The 17,828-nt window shown below is 62.9% G+C and carries 19 protein-coding genes; 6 read left to right on the forward strand and 13 right to left on the reverse strand.

Annotation, left to right across the window (positions count from 1 at the left end):
- Window positions 1–5 precede the first annotated feature (5 nt).
- The 7 genes from BN3789_RS04240 to BN3789_RS04260 form a co-directional block, all read right to left on the reverse strand.
- Window positions 6–1,397 carry an oxaloacetate decarboxylase subunit alpha gene (locus tag BN3789_RS04240; RefSeq protein WP_066830507.1) on the reverse strand — a complete coding sequence of 464 codons (1,392 nt, stop codon included), beginning with the start codon at window positions 1,395–1,397 and terminating at the stop codon, window positions 6–8.
- Window positions 1,398–1,400: 3 nt separating this feature from the next.
- Complete coding sequence (citX, locus tag BN3789_RS04245; protein ID WP_066830510.1) at window positions 1,401–1,985, reverse strand: citrate lyase holo-[acyl-carrier protein] synthase; 585 nt, start codon at window positions 1,983–1,985, stop codon at window positions 1,401–1,403.
- Between the two features lie 99 nt (window positions 1,986–2,084).
- Window positions 2,085–2,219 carry an OadG-related small transporter subunit gene (locus BN3789_RS13330; RefSeq protein WP_255375126.1) on the reverse strand — a complete coding sequence of 45 codons (135 nt, stop codon included), beginning with the start codon at window positions 2,217–2,219 and terminating at the stop codon, window positions 2,085–2,087.
- Window positions 2,220–2,235: 16 nt separating this feature from the next.
- Window positions 2,236–3,381 (reverse strand): sodium ion-translocating decarboxylase subunit beta, encoded by a 1,146-nt coding sequence (locus tag BN3789_RS04250; protein WP_229254180.1) that lies wholly within the window; start codon window positions 3,379–3,381, stop codon window positions 2,236–2,238.
- A 60-nt stretch (window positions 3,382–3,441) separates the two neighbouring features.
- A complete protein-coding gene (locus BN3789_RS13000; protein ID WP_066830513.1) occupies window positions 3,442–3,633 on the reverse strand; it encodes a biotin/lipoyl-containing protein in 192 nt (63 codons plus the stop codon).
- A 116-nt stretch (window positions 3,634–3,749) separates the two neighbouring features.
- Window positions 3,750–3,872, reverse strand: a complete 123-nt coding sequence (locus BN3789_RS13335; protein ID WP_267872869.1) for a hypothetical protein — start codon at window positions 3,870–3,872, stop codon at window positions 3,750–3,752.
- A gap of 13 nt (window positions 3,873–3,885) precedes the next feature.
- Window positions 3,886–4,230 carry a hypothetical protein gene (locus BN3789_RS04260; RefSeq protein WP_066830516.1) on the reverse strand — a complete coding sequence of 115 codons (345 nt, stop codon included), beginning with the start codon at window positions 4,228–4,230 and terminating at the stop codon, window positions 3,886–3,888.
- Between the two features lie 538 nt (window positions 4,231–4,768).
- Between BN3789_RS04260 and BN3789_RS04265 the strand changes: the two genes are divergently transcribed.
- From BN3789_RS04265 to BN3789_RS04275, 3 genes are all read left to right on the forward strand, one after another.
- Window positions 4,769–6,139: a CitMHS family transporter gene (locus tag BN3789_RS04265; protein WP_066830518.1), complete on the forward strand. Its 1,371-nt coding sequence runs from the start codon at window positions 4,769–4,771 to the stop codon at window positions 6,137–6,139.
- A 210-nt stretch (window positions 6,140–6,349) separates the two neighbouring features.
- On the forward strand, window positions 6,350–7,051 hold the full coding sequence (locus BN3789_RS04270) for a GntR family transcriptional regulator (RefSeq protein WP_147569554.1): 702 nt from the start codon (window positions 6,350–6,352) through the stop codon (window positions 7,049–7,051).
- Window positions 7,038–7,985: a triphosphoribosyl-dephospho-CoA synthase gene (locus BN3789_RS04275; protein WP_066830521.1), complete on the forward strand. Its 948-nt coding sequence runs from the start codon at window positions 7,038–7,040 to the stop codon at window positions 7,983–7,985. The genes BN3789_RS04270 and BN3789_RS04275 overlap by 14 nt, the downstream gene beginning before the upstream one ends.
- Before the next feature lie 187 nt (window positions 7,986–8,172).
- Here the strand turns inward: BN3789_RS04275 and citF (BN3789_RS04280) are convergent, their stop codons facing one another.
- The 6 genes from citF (BN3789_RS04280) to citD (BN3789_RS04305) form a co-directional block, all read right to left on the reverse strand.
- Window positions 8,173–9,732: a citrate lyase subunit alpha gene (citF, locus tag BN3789_RS04280; RefSeq protein WP_066830523.1), complete on the reverse strand. Its 1,560-nt coding sequence runs from the start codon at window positions 9,730–9,732 to the stop codon at window positions 8,173–8,175.
- Between the two features lie 15 nt (window positions 9,733–9,747).
- Window positions 9,748–10,668 carry an aldolase/citrate lyase family protein gene (locus tag BN3789_RS04285; protein ID WP_066830526.1) on the reverse strand — a complete coding sequence of 307 codons (921 nt, stop codon included), beginning with the start codon at window positions 10,666–10,668 and terminating at the stop codon, window positions 9,748–9,750.
- Window positions 10,668–10,967 (reverse strand): citrate lyase acyl carrier protein, encoded by a 300-nt coding sequence (citD, locus tag BN3789_RS04290; RefSeq protein ID WP_066830528.1) that lies wholly within the window; start codon window positions 10,965–10,967, stop codon window positions 10,668–10,670. Before citD (BN3789_RS04290) ends, BN3789_RS04285 begins: the two co-directional genes overlap by 1 nt.
- Before the next feature lie 387 nt (window positions 10,968–11,354).
- Window positions 11,355–12,914 (reverse strand): citrate lyase subunit alpha, encoded by a 1,560-nt coding sequence (gene citF / locus BN3789_RS04295; protein ID WP_066830531.1) that lies wholly within the window; start codon window positions 12,912–12,914, stop codon window positions 11,355–11,357.
- 18 nt (window positions 12,915–12,932) lie between these two features.
- Window positions 12,933–13,853: an aldolase/citrate lyase family protein gene (locus BN3789_RS04300; RefSeq protein ID WP_202615081.1), complete on the reverse strand. Its 921-nt coding sequence runs from the start codon at window positions 13,851–13,853 to the stop codon at window positions 12,933–12,935.
- Entirely contained in the window at window positions 13,853–14,152 is a 300-nt protein-coding gene (gene citD, locus BN3789_RS04305; protein ID WP_066830534.1) for a citrate lyase acyl carrier protein, read from the reverse strand. Before citD (BN3789_RS04305) ends, BN3789_RS04300 begins: the two co-directional genes overlap by 1 nt.
- A 369-nt stretch (window positions 14,153–14,521) precedes the next feature.
- Here citD (BN3789_RS04305) and BN3789_RS04310 point away from each other — a divergent pair, with 369 nt between their 5' ends.
- The 3 genes from BN3789_RS04310 (at window position 14,522) to BN3789_RS04320 (ending at window position 17,775) form a co-directional block, all read left to right on the forward strand.
- Complete coding sequence (locus BN3789_RS04310) at window positions 14,522–15,445, forward strand: LysR family transcriptional regulator (protein ID WP_079989084.1); 924 nt, start codon at window positions 14,522–14,524, stop codon at window positions 15,443–15,445.
- A gap of 43 nt (window positions 15,446–15,488) precedes the next feature.
- Window positions 15,489–16,532, forward strand: a complete 1,044-nt coding sequence (gene citC, locus BN3789_RS04315) for a [citrate (pro-3S)-lyase] ligase (RefSeq protein WP_066830537.1) — start codon at window positions 15,489–15,491, stop codon at window positions 16,530–16,532.
- A 169-nt stretch (window positions 16,533–16,701) separates the two neighbouring features.
- Entirely contained in the window at window positions 16,702–17,775 is a 1,074-nt protein-coding gene (locus BN3789_RS04320) for an AbrB family transcriptional regulator (protein WP_066830540.1), read from the forward strand.
- The last annotated feature ends 53 nt before the right edge of the window (window positions 17,776–17,828 follow it).

A 17,828-nucleotide genomic window follows, 5' to 3' on the forward strand; every position in this document is an offset into this window, starting at 1 on the left:
GCTCCTTAGGCCTCGATGGAGACCTCGACCTCCTGAACGGGGACGTCGTAGAACGGGTCCTCGCGGCGGCCGAGGAAGTCGCGCGCCTGATCAGGGAACAGGGCGTAGTCGAGCACGTCCTCCTCCGTCTTGGCGTACTGCTTGATCTCCTCGCGGATGCGCGGCAGCTGCGGCTCGATCAGGTCGGCCGGACGGCAGGTGATGGGCTCCTCGTCGCCGATGATCATCTGCTTGACCTCGGGGTCGATGGGCGCCGGGGACTTGCCGTACTGGCCGCGGACGTAGTCCTTGATCTCGTTCGGGACGACCTTGTAGCGCGCGCCGGACACAACGTTCATGAGCGCCTGGGAGCCGACCATCTGGGACAGCGGGGTGACCAGCGGCGGATAGCCCAGGTCGGCGCGGACGCGCGGCACCTCGGCGAGCACCTCGTTGTACTTGTCGGACACGCCCAGGTCGGCGAGGTTGGAGATGAGGTTGGACAGCATGCCGCCGGGAACCTTGTACAGCAGCGCCTTGGGCTCGACCTCCATGACCTTGGGGTTGAGCTGGCCGATCTCCTTGAAGTGGGCGCGCACGGGGGCGAAGTGCTTGGCGATGGCCTCGAGCGCGTCCAGGTCGAGACCGGTCTCATAGCCCATGCCCTCCAGCGCGATGGCCATGGACTCGGTGCAGGGCTGGGACGTGCCGCCCGCGAACGCGGAGATGGCGGTGTCGATGATGTCGGCGCCGGCCTTGACGGAGTTCAGCAGCGTCATCTCGGCGATGCCGGCGGTGCAGTGGGTGTGGACCTCGAGCGGCAGGTCCACGGCGGCCTTGATCTCGCCCACGAGCTCGGAGGCGATGCCCGGCTCGAGGACGCCGGCCATGTCCTTGATGCAGATGGTGTCGGCGCCGGCCTTGGCCATCTCCTTGGCGAGGTTCACGAAATACGGGATCGTGTGCACCTCGCTGGTGGTGTAGCAGATCGCGGCTTGGACCTCGCCGCCGGCCTCCTTGGCGGCGCGGATGGAGGTCTGCAGGTTGCGGACGTCGTTCAGGGCGTCGAAGATGCGCAGCACGTCGATGCCGTTCTCGACGGACTTCTTGACGAACTCCTCGACGATGTCGTCGGCGTAGTTGCGGTAACCCAGCAGGTTCTGACCGCGCAGCAGCATCTGCAGCTTGGCGTTCTTCACGTGAGCGCGGAAGGTGCGCAGGCGCTCCCACGGGTCCTCGTTGAGATAGCGCAGGCACGAGTCGAACGTCGCGCCGCCCCAGACCTCGAGGGCGTAGTAGCCCGCCTTGTCCATCGTCTCCAGAATCGGCAGCATGTCCTCGATGGGCATGCGGGTCGCGATCTGGCTCTGCTGGCCGTCACGCAGGACGGTCTCGGTGAACTTGATCTGCTTGCTCATGATTTAGATATAACCCCCTTGGCTTATGATTTCGGCTATTTTCTCCTGCATCTCAAGCACGGTGTGCGCGCGCGAACGGGCACACGCCTTGGCCTCTCCGTCGCAGATGAGACACCTGCGCGGAGCCAGGCCGATCTCGGTCCTCTGCACCGAGAAGAGCGTATCGCCCGTTCGTCCGAGCACATCGAGGTCGGCGAGACGTCCCAGCGAATGGGTCTCCTCAACGGCCGACACGCGCCGCTTGAGCTCAAGCGGCTCGAGCTCCACGAGCATCATCAGCTCGGGGCCGGACACGCCGCCCAGGCTCGTGCGCTCGCGCACGGCAGCGCCGTCGAGCGCGGCCACGGCCTGATCCACCAGCTCGTCGAAGACGCGCTCGAGCACGTCGGACGTCTTGTGCGGACCGGGGATGGACAGCGTGATGGAAAGCAGCGATTCGCCGTCGCGCGCACCGGCGAGCAGCGTGCGCTGCATCGCGGCGCGGCGCTCGCGCGCATCGAGCATATCGGGAAGCTGGGCCTCGGGACCGCAGAACACGCGGCTCACGAGCGCGGATGCCGTCTGGATCTCGTTCGCGGCGTCGCTCATCTTTCCACTCCCCTCGTATACATCGTGCGCATGCGCGGCGCAAAGAATCGGCGGGCGCGCCTTGTCGCGAAGGACAAGACGCGCCCGGGTGCCTGGTGCTTACTTGTCCTTATCGGCCGGGAACATCTTCATGAGCGCCATGGACACCAGGTAGATGATGATCATGACGACGAAGATGCCGCCCCAACCAAGGGCCAGGATCAACAGGGATTCGCTCAGGATAGCGGTAGTCAACGTAGCTCCCCCTTCCTTACATCAGACCGGGGACGATACCCAAGATCAGACCACCGGCGACAACCGATGCGATCTGGCCGGCCACGTTAGAACCGGCTGCTTGCATGAGGATGAAGTTGCCGGGATCCTCTTCGGTGGCAAGACGCTGGATGACGCGGGAGCTCATGGGGAACGCCGAGATGCCGGACGCGCCGATCATGGGGTTGATCTTCTCCTTGCGGAAGATGTTCAGCACCTTGGCGAACATGATGCCGCCCACGGTGTCCATCACGAAGCCCAGAAGACCGAGGCCCATGATGATGAGCGTGTCGACCTGCAGGAACTCGCCGGCCTGCATGCGCACGGACACGCAGAGGCCCAGCAGGATGGAGATGAGGTTCACGAGCTCGTTTTGCGCGGACTTGGACAGGTTGTCCAGCACGCCGCACTCACGCAGCAGGTTGCCGAACATCAGGAAGCCGACCAGCGGCAGCGAAGCGGGCGCAATCAGGCCGGCGACGATGCAGATAACGACCGGGAAGATGATCTTTGCGGTCTGCGAAACCGAGCCCGGCTTGTAGACCATGCGGATCTGGCGCTCCTTCTTGGTGGTCACGGCCTTGATGGCGATCGGCTGGATGATGGGCACGAGCGCCATGTAGGAGTAGGCCGCCACCATGATGGCGCCGAGGTATTTGGATTGCAGCGAGTTCGCCACGAAAATCGACGTGGGGCCGTCTGCCGCAGCGATGATGCCGGCGGAGGCGGAGTCTGCCAGGTTGAAGCCGAGCAGGCCGGCGACGATGATGACGAAGAAGATGCCGAACTGGGCGGCGGCGCCGAACAGCAGCAAAAACGGGCTTGCCAGAAGCGGGCCGAAGTCGATCATGGCGCCGATGCCGATGAACAGCAGCAGCGGGAACAGCTCGGTGTCGATGCCCATGTCGAACAGGATCTGGAACGGGCCGGGCTCTCCGCCGAAAGCGAGCACGCCGGAGTCGGGAATGTTCACCAGGATGGTGCCCAGACCCATCGGCACGAGCAGGGTCGGCTCGTATTCCTTCTTGATGCCCAGGTACATGAGCACGATGCCGACGAGCATCATGACGAGGCGGCCGGGCTCCGCAGCGAGCCCAAGCACGCCCGCAGTAAGCACGTCAACTGCGGTAGACAGAATTTCCAATGGTCAATCCTCCTATAGATACGATGTGCGCGGGAGTTCGCGCACCCAGGTGCTGCCGTCTTAGGCGATGCTGAACAGCTCGTCGCCGGGGTTCACCATGTCGCCCTTGGCGACCGCGATGGACGCGATCTTGCCGTCGGACTCGGCGATGATCTGGTTCTCCATCTTCATGGCCTCGAGCACCATGACGACCGTACCGTTGGAGACGGCGTCGCCCACGTTGAGCTTGATGTCAACGATCTTGCCGGGCATCGGGGCGGTCTGGACCTTGGCGCCGGCGGGAGCGCTGGCGGTCGCGGGTCGAGGCGACGTGCGCGAAAGGGGGTGAGGGGGCGGCGGGGTGACCGGCCATGTTGTACAGCTGTCTCTTATACACATCTAGATGTGTATAAGAGACAGGCGTCAGCGGGAGTGGGGGTCGGCGCGCCGATCTCCTCCATCTCCACCATGTACTGGGTCCCGTCGATCGAGATCTTGAATTTGCGAAGCATGGTCCTCCTCCAATTACTTTTTCTTGTAGACACCCTTGACTACGAACTGGCTGTTTTCCAAAGCGCCGGCGGCGATCGACGAAGCGATGCACGATACGAGCCGGTGCTCGGGGTTCACGACGCTGACGCGGCGTACCACCATCTGGCTGTCGGGGCGATCCCCGGCGGCGATGGCCGTGGCGGCAACGACGACCGGACGATGCTCGGATGCGTCGACCGGCAGGAACGCGGGAACGGGTTCCCACTCCTCCTTGGGCGCCGCTGACGCGGCGGGCGCCGGCGCGGGCGCTGATACGGGAGCGGACGACGCCGCGCTGGGTTCGTCGTTTTTGCGCCTCAACCAATCAAAGAAGCCCATATATTCACTTCCCCTCGGTTTTTCCTCGGCAATCAGTGACTGATTACCCATTCAGACGTGCCGTGCCTCATTACAGTACCAACTTTATATGCGCGCTTGTACCGCTGATTGCACTTTCGTTGTTCACAGTGCCCAATACGTGCGCTTTTGTCTCTATCACCCCAAACTACCTCCCGTTTTCAACCACTTCATTCTACGAGCGGGAGCCGGCCTCCCTGCGTTTACCGTGGTTTTTCTCTGCCCTCTCACCGGCGAACGGTAGGGTTGGCGGAGTGAACGGTATCCGCTCTCCAGCTGCGTTTTTGGAGTTTTGCGTCCATGCGCTTTGACCTGCGGAGTTTATATTTATGCAGGTACCGGCTGTTTTTCTGATGTTCCTTCTACCAATCCTCAACAAAGTGCGCACGCAAAAACCGTTAATTTGCTAACGAGCACACGGTACGCGCCGCTGGTTTTTTGCACGTCGCAGCTGCGTACGCCGTACCTGTATCTGTCGGTCTTAATAGGAAAAGGAAAAGGGAAAGGGAAGGGTGAAGTTATGGTTATAACCATCCTCGGCTGGCTCATGATCGCGGTCTTCATGTTCGTGGTCATGACCAAGAAGCTCTCACCGTTGGTCTCGCTGTGCACGATCCCGCTGGTGTTCGCGCTCATCATGCTGATCGCCACCGGCAACATCAGCCAGTGGACGCTGCTCGGCGACTGGGTCATGAACGGCCTGGGCACCACCGCGAACACGGGCATCCTGCTTCTGTTCGCCATTCTGTACTTCTCGATCATGCTCGATGCCGGTCTGTTCGACCCCATCACCAAGAAGATGATCCAGTTCGCCAAGGGCGACCCCATGAAGGTCCTCATCGCGACCGCGGTCGTGGCGGCTGCTATCTCCATGAACGGTGACGGCACCACCACCACGCTCGTGTGCTGCGCTGCCTTCCTGCCGATCTACGAGAAGCTCGGCATGAAGAAGATGAACCTCGCCGTCCTGGTCATCCTCCAGAACACGGTCATGAACCTGCTGCCCTGGGGCGGCCCCACGGCCCGCGCCATGGCGGTCACCAACGTCGGCGGCGACATCCTGTCCTACCTCCTGCCCGGCATGATCATCTCCGTCATCTTCAACATCGTGGTCGTTGCCCGCTACATGGGTAAGAAGGAGCGCGCTCGCCTGGGCGTCAAGGACTTCACGCAGGCTGAGATCGACGAGCTGTGCGCCATCGACGACCCCGAGACCATCGAGCTCCGTCGTCCCCAGAACTGGGCCTTCAACGCCATCATGACCATCGTGCTCATCGCTTGGCTGGTCGCCGGTTCCTTCATCGAGGTCATCTCGCTGCCCAACCAGATGCTGTTCATGCTCGGCACCATCATCGCCCTGCTCGTGAACTACCCCAAGATCAAGGACCAGAACGCTCGTATCGGCGCCAACGGCGGCGACGCGGTGCAGGTCGTCATCCTGATCTTCGGCGCCGGCATCTTCATGGGCCTGTTCCAGGGCGACTCTGAGCTCGGTCTGTCCATGTCCGACGCGGTCGCGCAGTCGCTGATCGCCATCATCCCGCAGCAGCTCGCTGGCTTCTGGGGCCTCATCGTCTGCCTCATCTCCGCGCCCGGCACGTTCTTCATCTCGAACGACGGCTTCTACTTCGGCGTCATGCCCGCCATCGCCGAGGCTGGCTACGCCTACGGCTTCACCGGTCTGCAGATGGCCCTCGCCTCCCTCATGGGCCAGGCCTTCCACCTGCTGTCCCCGCTGACCGCCTTCATCTACCTGCTCCTGCGTCTTACCGGCCAGGATCTGGGCGAGTGGCAGCGCGCCGCGGGCAAGTGGGCCGCGTGCATCTTCGTGATCTTCGTCATCACGATCATGGCCACGGGTGCCATCCCGCTGTACGTCCCGCAGGGCTAATGCCCGCTCGGGTCCACGTGTAAATCGGGTCCCTCTTTCCAAAGCCGCGACCGCCTCGGTGATCGCGGCTTTCTTTATATCGCGCCGCCGGGCAATCCATTCGTCTGTGGAGCCGTTGTCGCCGGCAACCAGTCCTGTCTCGCACGATTTGCCGTGTTAGTGCGTGTATACTTGTTCAGGAACAATTCGATTGATGCGCAGGAGGTTGGCATGGACACCGAACACTTGATGCTCACCCTGTGCGAGTTTCTCGATCTTTCCAAAAACGCGCCGCTCAAAGACGTGTTGTTCGATGCGTGCAAGCAGGCAATCACCTTAGGGCGTATTCCTGCGGGCACCGCCATCAACGAGAAGCAGCTCGCCCAGTCGCTCCACATCAGCCGCACGCCCATCCGCGCCGCACTCGATCAGCTTGCCACCGATCGCCTCGTCGATCGCAAGCCCGGCAGCGGCGTGACGGTACGCGGTATCAGCAAGCACGACGCCGACGAGGTCTACGAGATCCGCGTCGTCCTCGAGATTCTTGCCACCACCAAGGCTGCGCGCAACATGAACGAAGACGACTTCGAAAATCTGCGCCGCCTGCTCGAGGAGGGGCAGCGTCTGAACGCGGCCAACGACGTGGAGGGCGTCGTGCACAACTGGGATGAATTCAACCAGTTCATCTTCAAGAAAGCCGACAGCCCGCGCCTGCAGAGCATCATCGAGCCGCTTCAGGCCTACACCCGCTATTTCCGCAATGTCTCCGCCCGCCCCGAGGTGCGCCGCAACGAGGCCATGCAGGAGCATTGGGGCATCTACCTCGCCATGCGGTTCGGCCCTGAAAAGAAGATCGAGCAGGTCGTTCGCACCCACCTGAAGAACTCCTACGGTGTGGTCAACGAAGAAATGATGGACTGTGGCATCAGATAACAACGTGAACGCGCGGGCCTGCGGGCTCGCGCGCCTTGCCGAGGCCTCCCTTGTCGCCGAGGCCCGACTGACCCCGAAGCCCGGCCTGGTGGACTGTGCGACCACCGGTGCCCATACCGACATGGACCTTTCGACGTTCATGGCGAGCGCCCGTGCCTTGGGGCCGCTCTTTGCCGAATACGTTGCCGCCGGAGCCGAGCTAGGCCCCTCCGACCCCGCCGCGCTCGCCGACGCCGTGCGCCGTATCGGCGTCCGCGCCGAGGCGGCGATGTTTGCCGCGACGGATGGCGTCAACACGCACAAGGGCGCCAACTTCACCTTCGCGCTCGTGCTCGGCGCCGTCGGCGCGCTCGGTGTCGATGTGCCTGCGGACGGCGTATCCTCGCTCGATGAAAACGATGTGCGGAAGGTGCTCGACCTCGTCTCCCGTATGGGGGCGGGGCTGCTCGACCATGACGTGCGCGCGCTTCACGAACGCGTCTCGGCATCCGAGGGGTCCGTCGAGCTCTCCCATGGCGAGGCGCTGCTGCTCGCCCGCGGCATGCAGGGCGTGCGCGGCGAGGCGGCCCAAGGATACCCCCAGCTCGCGCAAACGCTTCTCCCCTACCTTCGCTCGCAACGATCCGACCGGCACGTGCCGGGAGGCGCGCGGATCGTGCTGCTCCGCGCACTCGTGAAGCTCATGGCGGAACTCGAGGACACCAACGTGGTTCATCGCGGCGGCCCCGATGCGCTCGTGTCGCACCGCGCGTTCTGCCGCGCGCTCGACGAACGGGACGTGTCGGATGATGAGCTGATCCGCACGCTTGCCGCCTACGATCGCGAGCTCATTCGCACGAACGTCAGCCCCGGAGGAGCCGCAGACCTGCTGTCGCTCGGCATCTTCTTCTCCCTGCTTGAGGGCCTCTTCACGCTCGACGATATCTCATATTAGACAGGCGGACGGGTTGTTTGGGGACGGGTTCGTTCCAACCCATGGCGGCGCAGCGCGCCTTCATGAGTTGGAACGAACCCGTCCCCAAACAACCCGTCCCCGCTCCAAAAAGAACCGGGCCCCCGGCAGCAGGTGCTGTCGGGGGCCCGGCGCATATGCGCGGAAAAGCTGTCGTTACCAGGAAGCGCTACTCGAAGGTGTAGGGCTTGATCTGGCGAATGACGTCGAGGATGGTGCCGTCGCGCGCCTCGACGATGGCGACGACCTTGTCCTCCCACTGCAGCGGGTCGGGCTCGCCCACGATGGAGTAGGCCTTCTCCTGCAGCTCCTCGATCGAGACGTGCGGGATACCCGCGGCGTCCATGCAATCGATGATGTCCTGGCGCGCCGGGTTGACGGCGGTGCCGTAGTCGGTCACGACGACGTCGACGCACTCGCCGGGGGTCGTCACCGTGGTGACGTCCTTGCAGATGGTCGGCATGCGGCCGCGCACGAGCGGGGTCACGATGATGCAGCACTTGGAGCCAGCGGCGGTGTCGGGATGACCGCCGGGCGCGCCGCGGACCACGCCGTCGGAGCCGGTGATGACGTTGACGTTGAACTTGGTGTCGACCTCGAGGGCCGCGAGGATCATGTAGTCAAGGTAGTTGACGTAGGCGCCCTTGTTCGCGGGGTTCGCATAGTCGCTCACGGTCATCTCGACGTGATCGGGACAATCGTGCAGGTGCGCGATGGCCTTGGTGTCGAAGTCCTGCGTGTCGACGATCTTGCGCACGTAGCCGCGATCCTGCAGGTCGCACATGTTGCCGGTGATGCCGCCGAAGGCGACGCCCATCTTGATCTCCTTGGCGTCCATGCGCTCCTCGAGGAAGCGGGTCACGGCAAGGGACGGGCCGCCGGCGCCGGTCTGATAGGAGAAGCCGTCGACGAACCACGGGGTGGCCGCGATGATGTCGGCAGCGCGCTCGGCCATCATGAGGTCGCGCGGATCCTGGGTGACGCGGGCCTCCTTGGTGCCGATGCGCTTGGGATCGCCGATCTCGTCGACCACGACGACGCAGTCAACGTCCTCGCACTTGATGGACGCGGGCACGTTCGGGAAGGGAGCCAGCGTATCGGTCAGCACGACGACGCGGTCGGCGTACTTGGAATCGGGGATGGCGTAACCCATGGAACCGCAGTTGTTCTTGCCGCCGTTACCGCTGGCGTTACCGACCTTGTCGCACGACGCGGCAGCGAGGAACGCGATGTCGACGTGCAGCTCGCCGGCCATGAGGGCGCGGGGACGACCGCCGTGGGAGCGGATGATCGCCGGCTCCTTCAGCTTGCCAGCGGAGATGACATCACCGATGCGACCGCGGACGCCGGAGGCCTGGACCTGGACGATGATGCCCTGCTCGATGTAGTCGGCGAGCAGGTTGTGGGCGTCACCGAGGGAGGTAGCGGCCACGCGCAGGTCCTTGATGCCCATCTCCTCGACGAGGACCTTGCACACCATGGAGGCGGTGTAGTCGCCGTTGCGGAACGCATGGTGGAACGAAATGGTCATACCGTCGTGGGCGCCGCACTTCTCGCACGCCTCGCGGATGCTCGCGCACAGCTTGTCGGCGACGGGCTTCTCGTTCATGACGGTCGTCGGCGCGTCGCGCTTCAGGATTTGGCCGTCCTTGGCGAAGCGGCCCTGATAGACTTCCTTGCCGTCGACGAGCAGGTAGTCGGGGATATCCCTTCCGACTGCATTAATCATATCTTGGCTCCTCTCTTACAGATCGCCGTGGTAGACGCCGCACTTCTTGGCGAGCTCGATGATGCGCTCCGCCTCCTTGAAGAACGGAGGATCGACCATCTTGCCGTCGACGACGTACACGCCAACACCGGCGTCTGCCTGCTCGCGGCAGCTGCGCACGATCTTCTCGGAATGAGCGATCTGCTTCTGGGTGGGCGCCAGGCGCTCGTGGACATATGCGATCTGCTTGGGGTTGATCAGCGACTTGCCGTCGAAGCCCATACGGACGATGAGATCGACCTCGCGGCGGAAGCCCTCCTCGTCATCCAGGTTGGGATACATGGTGTCGAGGCACTGAACGCCGGCAGCGCGGGCGGCGAGCAGCATCATGGAGCGAGCGGTGTTGATCTCGATGCCGTCGGGCTCGATCTGCACGCGCATCGAGGTGCGGAAGTCGCCGCCGGAGATGGCGCAGCCGAGCATGCGGTCGCTCGCGGTGCAGATCTCGTAGGCGTTCATGATGCCGAGCGGGCTCTCGAGCGCAGCCATGAGCAGCGTGCGGCCGACCTCGACGCCGAACTCCTTCTCGGCGGCCTCGACGGCAGCCTCGACCTCTTTGACCTGCTCAGCGCTCTCGCACTTCGGGATACGGATACCGTCGGCACCGCCGGCGACGCACACGCGCACGTCCTCCTGCCAGTACTCGGTGTCCGTGCCGTTGATGCGGACGATGACCTCGGTGTCGCCGTAGTCGATCGTGGTCAGCGCGTGATACAGCGAGAAGCGGGCGGCGTCCTTCTGGTTGACGGCGACCGCGTCCTCGAGGTCGAGCATGATGGAGTCGCAGCCGTAAATATAAGCATCCTTGATGAGGCCCGGGCGCTGCGCGTTCATGAACATCATGGTGCGGCGCAGACGGTCCTTGTTCGGACGCGGACGGGTGATCTTGCCTGCCATTACTGGATGACACCTCCCCAGGGGATGTTGACCATGGACGCGTCGCAGCTGCGGAACACCGCGCACTCGACGCGGGCCTTGAGCGTGCAGTCCAGCGCGCCCTTGTCCACGACGGAGACCAGACCGGTCTCGACGCCGAGGCGGCCCAGGGTCTCCTCGACCGTGGCCTTGATCTGGCGACCGTACTGGTTGATGACGCTGCTCTCGATGACAACCTCGAGCTTGTCTGCAGGCGACACGGTCACTTGGGCGTCGCTCGACTCGAGCGTGCCGGCCATTGCGGTCTTCTCGATAACCATTCGCACTCCCTTCCGTTGCTCCCGTCATGCGTCGGGGCGAGCAGCTTCGACGCATGACGGATTCATGTGCTTTGCACGTCGCGACCATCATAGAAGAATCAGCCATAACTTTTTGGGTCATGATAGCTTGGAATTGAGTCGCGTGAGGAATAGTTAGGAAAAGCGGTGTTCCTCAGATGTTTTTTGACCGCTCAGCGTATCTCAGCATCCGCTTGCTTGTTTTTCTGATGTCTCTCAGTCAGGCATTCCATTTTGTAATGTTTTTTCATGAGTATTGAGAATGTTTGAGCCAAGCACCTAATGCCCGCAGAAAGGACCGGGCCCCCGGCAGCAGGTGCTGTCGGGGCCCGGTGCGCATGCTCGGAAAACTGTCGCCGTCAGGAAGCGCTACTCGAAGTCGTACGGCTTGATCTGGCGGATGACGTCGAGGATGGTGCCGTCGCGCGCCTCGACGATGGCGACGACCTTGTCCTCCCACTGCAGCGGATCGGGCTCGCCCACGATGGAGTAGGCCTTCTCCTGCAGGCTCTCAATGCTGACATGCGGGATGCCGGCCGCATCCAGGCACTCGATGATATCGGTGCGGGCGGGGTTCACCGCGGTGCCGTAGTCGGTCACGAGCACGTCAACGCACTCGCCCGGCGTGGTGACGGTGGTGACGTCCTTGCACACAACGGGCATGCGGCCGCGCACGAGCGGTGTCACGATGATGCAGCACTTCGAGGTTGCCGCGGTATCGGGGTGACCGCCGGGAGCGCCGCGGACCACGCCATCGGAGCCGGTAACGACATTGACGTTGAACTTGGTGTCGATCTCGAGAGCGGAAAGCACCATGTAGTCCAGATAGTTCACGAACGAGCCCTTGGATCCGGGGTTCGCGTACTCGCTCTGACTCATCTCCACATGGTTCGGGTTGTTCGCAAGGTGATTGATTGCGGTCTGATCGAAATCCTGCACATCGATGATTTTGCCGACAAGTCCCTTGTCCAACAGATTGCAGATAGCACCGGACACGCCACCCAGAGCGAAGCCCATCTTGATGTTCTTCTCGCGCATGTGATCCTCGAGGAATCGATTCACCGCGAGCGACGGGCCGCCGACACCGGTCTGGAACGAAAAGCCGTTCTTGAAGTATGGCAGCGCGGCGATGACGTCGGCAGCATTCTTGGCCATCATGAGCTCACGCGGATCCTGCGTGAAGCGCGCCTCCTTGGAGGCGATGCGCTTGGGGTCGCCGATCTCGTCGACCACGACGACATAATCCACGTCCTCGCACTTGATGGATGCGGGCACGTTCGGGAAATCGACCAGGGTGTCCGTGATGATAACGACCTTGTCGGCATACTGCGAGTCGGGGATGGCGAACCCGAGCGAACCGCAGTTGTTCTTGCCGCCGACGCCGCTGGCATTGCCCGCCTTGTCCGACGTGGATGCGGCGAGGAACGTGACGTCGACGTGCAGCTCGCCGGCCATCATGGCGCGGGGACGACCGCCATGCGAGCGGATGATCGCAGGCTCCTTCAGCTTGCCATGCGAGATGGCCTCGCCGATGCGGCCGCGCACGCCCGAGGACTCGATATGGGTGATGATGCCCTGCTCGATATAGTCGGCGAGCAGATCGTGCGCGTCGCCCAAGGAGGTGGCGGCGACGTGCAGGTCGCGCACGCCGAAATCCTCGACGAGCACCTTGACGACCTGGCTTGCCGTGTAGTCGCCGTTGCGGAACTCGCTGTGGAACGAGATGGTCATGCCGTCGTGCACGTCGCAGTGCTCGCAGGCCTCGCGGATGCTCGCGCACAGCTTGTCGGCCACGGGCTTCTCATGCATCACGCACGTGGGCGAATCGCGTTTAACAAGCTGCCCGTCCTTGGCGAAGCGGCCCTGATAGACCTCCTTGCCGTCTGCGAGCAGGTAGTCGGGGATATCCCTTCCGACTGCGTTGATCATGGGTGATCCACTCCTCTCTTACAGGTCACCGTGGTAGACGCCGCACTTCTTGGCGAGCTCGATGATGCGCTCGGCCTCCTTGTAGAACGGAGGGTCAACCATCTTGCCGTCGACGACGTACACGCCGATGCCCGCCTCGGACTGAGCACGGCAGCTGCGCGCGATGTTCTCCGCATGGGCGATCTGCTTCTGGGTGGGGGCGAACTTCTCGTGGATATAGGCGATCTGCTTGGGATTGATGACGGATTTGCCGTCGAAGCCCATGCGTGCGACCAGATCGACCTCGCGGCGGAAGCCCTCCTCGTCATCCAGATTCGGGAACATGGTGTCGAGGCACTGCACGCCGGCGGCGCGGGCCGCAAGCAGCATCTGGCTGCGGGCCGCCTGCATCTCGATGCCGTCCGGCTCAATCTGGACATGCATGCTCTGACGGAAGTCGCCGCCGGAGATGGCGCAGCCGAGCATACGGTCGCTCGCGGTGCAGATCTCATACGCGTTCATGATGCCGAGCGGGCTCTCGAGCGCAGCCATGAGCAGGGTGCGGCCGACCTCGACGCCGAACTCGCGCTCCGCGGCCTCGACGGCGGCCTCAACCTGGCGGACCATGTCGGCGCTCTCGCACTTGGCGATGCGGATGCCGTCGGCACCGCCGGCGACGCACACGCGCACGTCCTCCTGCCAGTACTCCGTATCGAGACCGTTGATGCGGACGATGACCTCGGTGTCGCCGTAGTCGATCGTGGTCAACGCGTGGTAGAGGCTGAACCGAGCAGCGTCCTTCTGGTTGACGGCGACCGCGTCCTCGAGGTCGAGGATGATCGAGTCGACACCATAGATATAGGCGTCCTTGATGAGGCCCGGGCGCTGCGCGTTCATGAACATCATGGTGCGGCGCAGGCGATCCTTCTTCGGGCGCGGGCGGGTGATCTTGTCTGCCATTATCGAATAGCACCTCCCCAGGGAATATCGGCGAGCGATGCGTCGCAGCTGCGGAACACCGCGCACTCGACGCGGGCCTTGAGCGTGCAGTCCAGCGCGCCCTTGTCCACGACGGAAATCAGGCCCTGCTTGATGTCCAGGCGGTCGAGGACATCCTCGACCGTGGCCTTGATCTGGCGACCGTACTGGTTGATGACGCTGCTCTCGATGACGACTTCCAATGTATCGGCGGGCGACACGGTCACTTGAGCGTCGCTCGACTCGAGCGTGCCGGCCATCGCGGTCTTCTCGATAACCATTTGCACTCCCTTCTTCCAATGCTCGGGACGACCCTTGCGGTCCGATTTGCCCTCCCAAGCGCTTCATCGCAATCATAGGAAGTGGTTATCAGTATTAGAAGTTCTTGATTTACCTTGTATTTCATTCCAAATAGGAATTGTTCAGCACTCGTCGACATTTCTTGCAGCGCGCGACCGTTCAGCTCCAAAACCTATCCGCCTGCCTGTTCTTATGCTGTTCTTGCAGCTAACATTCCAAATATGAAACGCAGCCCAGAACGATATTGCATAGAATGCAATCCATGCGTTGCTACCATTTCCATTACGTTGCGGAATCCTATACGCCGGTTTCCATGAAGCCGGTGTATAGATATGAAAGGAGGGCCGCCGGTGGACGAAAAGGACTTCGCGCTGCTGCATGTGCTCAAGGAGTGCGGCAACATCACCCATGCCGCCGATCGGCTCTATCTCACGCAGTCGGCCCTTTCCAAACGCATCAAGGCGGTTGAGCGCGAGCTGGGGTGCGAGATCGTCCTGCGCACGCGCAAGGGCGTCCGCTTCACGCCCGCCGGCGAACTGGTGCTCGAGCACACCGCGCAGGCGGCCCGCGAACTCGGTCTGCTGCGCCGCGAGCTCGACGCCGCCCAAGACAAGGTCTGCGGCACGCTGAGCGCGGGCTTCTCGGTCAACTACGCCTTCATCCACCTGTCCGAGCTGCTCACCGAGTATCACCGGCGCTACCCCCAGGTGCAGCTCAACATCGTCACCGGACAGAGCCGCGACCTGCACGGACTGCTGCAGCGCGGCGAGCTCGATGTCGCGGTGCTGCGCGGCGAGTTTCCCTGGGACGGTATGCAGTACCTTCTGTCTCAAGAGCGCATCTGCGCCGTCTGCACGCACGAGAACGAGCATACGCCGCTCTCCGAGCTGACCTATATCAACCACACCACCGACGTGGCGCACACCGCGCTCATGACGCGGTGGCTGCACGAGAACAACCTTGCGCAGACCGCGAATCGAATCAACGTCACCGCCCTCATGACCTGTCAGGAGCTCGTCAAGCAGGGCATCGGCTGGGCGCTGCTCCCCGAAATCGTGCTCGGCGGCTTCGACGGCTGCATTCGTCCGTGCATGTTCTCCAACGGCGAGCCGTTCATCCGGCGTATGTACATCGACTGCCAGAAGGAGGCGGAGCAGCTCCCCCAAGTCCAGGCGCTTGTGGACCTCATCAAGGAGCAGTACGCCCGCGGATCGGGCGCAAGTCCGGTCAACACCGCGATATCGCCCCAAAGCGCCCTGTCTGACCTGCCGTAACGCTCTTTTCGACCGCCTCCTCCCCCATCCAGAAAGGACCACCATGGAAGACTACACCGTGTCCAAGGTCTGGCCGTCAGACGCCTACACCCTCTCCAAAGTCGACGCCCTGCTCGAGCGGGAGGGCATCCAGCGCGACGGCAACCTCGACTACACCTGCGCGATCCAAGATAACGACCTGAACGTCATCGCAACGGGCAGCTGCTTTGGCAACACCCTGCGCTGCCTCGCGGTCGACAGCCGCTATCAGGGCGAGGGCCTCATGAACAAGCTCATCACCCATCTGATCGATGTGCAGTATGAGCGCGGGAGCACCCATCTGTTCGTGTATACGAAGGTCTCGTCGGCGAAGTTCTTCTGCGACCTCGGCTTCAAGGAGATCGCCCGCGTCGACGGCATGCTCGTCTTTTTGGAAAACCGCCTCGACGGCTTCGCCTCCTACCTGCGCAACCTCTCCGCGACGCGTCGAGAGGGCACCGCAGGCGCCGTCATCATGAACGCCAACCCCTTTACCCTCGGCCATCAGCATCTGGTCGAAGTCGCCGCCGCGGATGTCGACACGCTCCACCTGTTCGTCGTGAGCGAGGATGCGAGTCTGGTGCCGTTCGCCGTGCGCAAGAAGCTCGTGTGCGACGGCGTCGCCGAAATCGACAACGTCGTGGTGCACGACTCCGGTCCCTACATCATCTCGTCGGCCACCTTCCCGAGCTACTTCCTGAAAGACGACGCCGCCGTCAACGAGGGCCATGCGCGCCTCGACATCGCCATCTTCAGCCGCATCGCGCACGAGCTCGGCATCACGCGCCGCTATGTGGGCGAGGAGCCGACCAGCCAGGTCACCGGCGTCTACAACCGCGTCATGCTCGAGGAGCTACCCCGCGAGGGCATCGAGGTCGTCGTGGTGCCGCGCGTGGGCGTCGACGGCGCTCCCGTCAGCGCCTCGACCGTGCGCCGCGCGCTGCAGACGGGAGACTGGAACCGCGTCCGCGAGCTCGTGCCCGAGACGACCTACAGCTACTTCCGAAACCCGGAGGCCGCCCCGGTGCTCGAGCGCATCCGCGCCGCGGAGAACGTGGTCCACTACTAGGCAAACTTTTGGGCTTTTGGGGACAGTCCCTTTTTGTTAACGGCGGCGCAGCTGCGCCGCCGTTAACAAAAAGGGACTGTCCCCAAAAGTTCGCCCCCAGCTTGCAGAGCCACTCGAGGCATACTAGAATAGTTGACATGTCAAGTATTCTCGAGATTCGCGAGGCCCTGTGGAACTGATTCATATCCTGGCAACCCTGTTCGTCGCCGTTGCGGGCTTTTTGGTCGCCCGCCGCATCGGCATACCCGTCCCCGCCATGATCGGCTCCATGCTTGCCGTGGGCATCGTCAGCGCGTTCACCGGCTTCACCGAGATGCCCGCCCCCATCAAGGCGATTTCCCAGGGCATCTCGGGCGCATTCATCGGCCTTTCCATCTCGCGGCGCGACGTACGCAACGTCCCGCACATGATCAAGCCGCTTATCCTGCTGATCACGCTGCTGACCGTCAACACGATTTCCCTCGGCATCGTGTTCCACGTCTTCTTTGGATGGGACCTCATGACGGGCCTGCTCTCCTGCGTCGCGGGAGGCATCGCCGACGTCTCGCTCATCGCCATGGATCTCGATGCGGATGCGAGCACCGTCGCCATCATGCAGACGCTGCGCCTGGCCACCGTGCTCGCCTTTTTGCCCTCATGGGTGCAGTTCATGACGCGCAACATCGATGAGGAGGAGGATTCCGGCCCCTCGCTCGACATGAGCCATGTTGCCAACCCGACCGTGCTGGACCGATTCATCAACACGCAGGGACGCAAGACCGCCTTCACCCTGATCATCGCTCTGGCCTGCGGCGCTGTGGGCTATGCGAGCGGAATCCCCGCAGGCTCGCTTGTCTGCTCTCTGATCGTGGTCGCTGCGCTCAACATCTTCACCGATGCCTGCGCGATGCCCATGACCATCAAGCGCATCGCCCAGGTGCTCGCCGGCAGCCTCGTGGGCTCATCGGTCACGCCCGAGACCATTTCGCACCTCAACACCATCGTCGGCCCGGTCATCATCATGATGGCCATGTACATGATCGTGAACTTCACGTTTTCGAAGATCGCGACCAAGACCGGCATGCTCGATATGAAAAGCGCCCTGTTCGCCTCTTCGCCGGGCGGCGCGAGCGATATGGCGCTCATCGCCGGAGACCTGGGGGCAGACTTGGCCAAGATCGCCGTGCTGCAGATCTGCCGCGTCATCTACGCGTCGGTGCTCATGCCGCAGGTGGCCATCTTGGTCGTGCGTCTCATGGCTTGATTTTGGGGCGAATTTTTGGGGACAGTCCCTTTTTATTCACGGCGGCGCCGCCG

The sequence above is a fragment of the Collinsella ihumii genome, assembly GCF_900046475.1.
Taxonomy (GTDB): Bacteria; Actinomycetota; Coriobacteriia; order Coriobacteriales; family Coriobacteriaceae; genus Collinsella; species Collinsella ihumii.

Bases quoted from the DNA above. Each gene is read 5' to 3' on its own strand.
- BN3789_RS04240 (WP_066830507.1), bottom strand. From the start codon at position 1,397: ATGAGCAAGCAGATCAAGTTCACCGAGACCGTCCTGCGTGACGGCCAG.
- citX (WP_066830510.1), bottom strand. From the start codon at position 1,985: ATGAGCGACGCCGCGAACGAGATCCAGACGGCATCCGCGCTCGTGAGC.
- BN3789_RS13000 (WP_066830513.1), bottom strand. From the start codon at position 3,633: ATGCCCGGCAAGATCGTTGACATCAAGCTCAACGTGGGCGACGCCGTC.
- BN3789_RS13335 (WP_267872869.1), bottom strand. From the start codon at position 3,872: ATGCTTCGCAAATTCAAGATCTCGATCGACGGGACCCAGTACATGGTG.
- BN3789_RS04260 (WP_066830516.1), bottom strand. From the start codon at position 4,230: ATGGGCTTCTTTGATTGGTTGAGGCGCAAAAACGACGAACCCAGCGCG.
- BN3789_RS04265 (WP_066830518.1), top strand. From the start codon at position 4,769: ATGGTTATAACCATCCTCGGCTGGCTCATGATCGCGGTCTTCATGTTC.
- BN3789_RS04270 (WP_147569554.1), top strand. From the start codon at position 6,350: ATGGACACCGAACACTTGATGCTCACCCTGTGCGAGTTTCTCGATCTT.
- citF (WP_066830523.1), bottom strand. From the start codon at position 9,732: ATGATTAATGCAGTCGGAAGGGATATCCCCGACTACCTGCTCGTCGAC.
- BN3789_RS04285 (WP_066830526.1), bottom strand. From the start codon at position 10,668: ATGGCAGGCAAGATCACCCGTCCGCGTCCGAACAAGGACCGTCTGCGC.
- citD (WP_066830528.1), bottom strand. From the start codon at position 10,967: ATGGTTATCGAGAAGACCGCAATGGCCGGCACGCTCGAGTCGAGCGAC.
- citF (WP_066830531.1), bottom strand. From the start codon at position 12,914: ATGATCAACGCAGTCGGAAGGGATATCCCCGACTACCTGCTCGCAGAC.
- BN3789_RS04300 (WP_202615081.1), bottom strand. From the start codon at position 13,853: ATGGCAGACAAGATCACCCGCCCGCGCCCGAAGAAGGATCGCCTGCGC.
- citD (WP_066830534.1), bottom strand. From the start codon at position 14,152: ATGGTTATCGAGAAGACCGCGATGGCCGGCACGCTCGAGTCGAGCGAC.
- citC (WP_066830537.1), top strand. From the start codon at position 15,489: ATGGAAGACTACACCGTGTCCAAGGTCTGGCCGTCAGACGCCTACACC.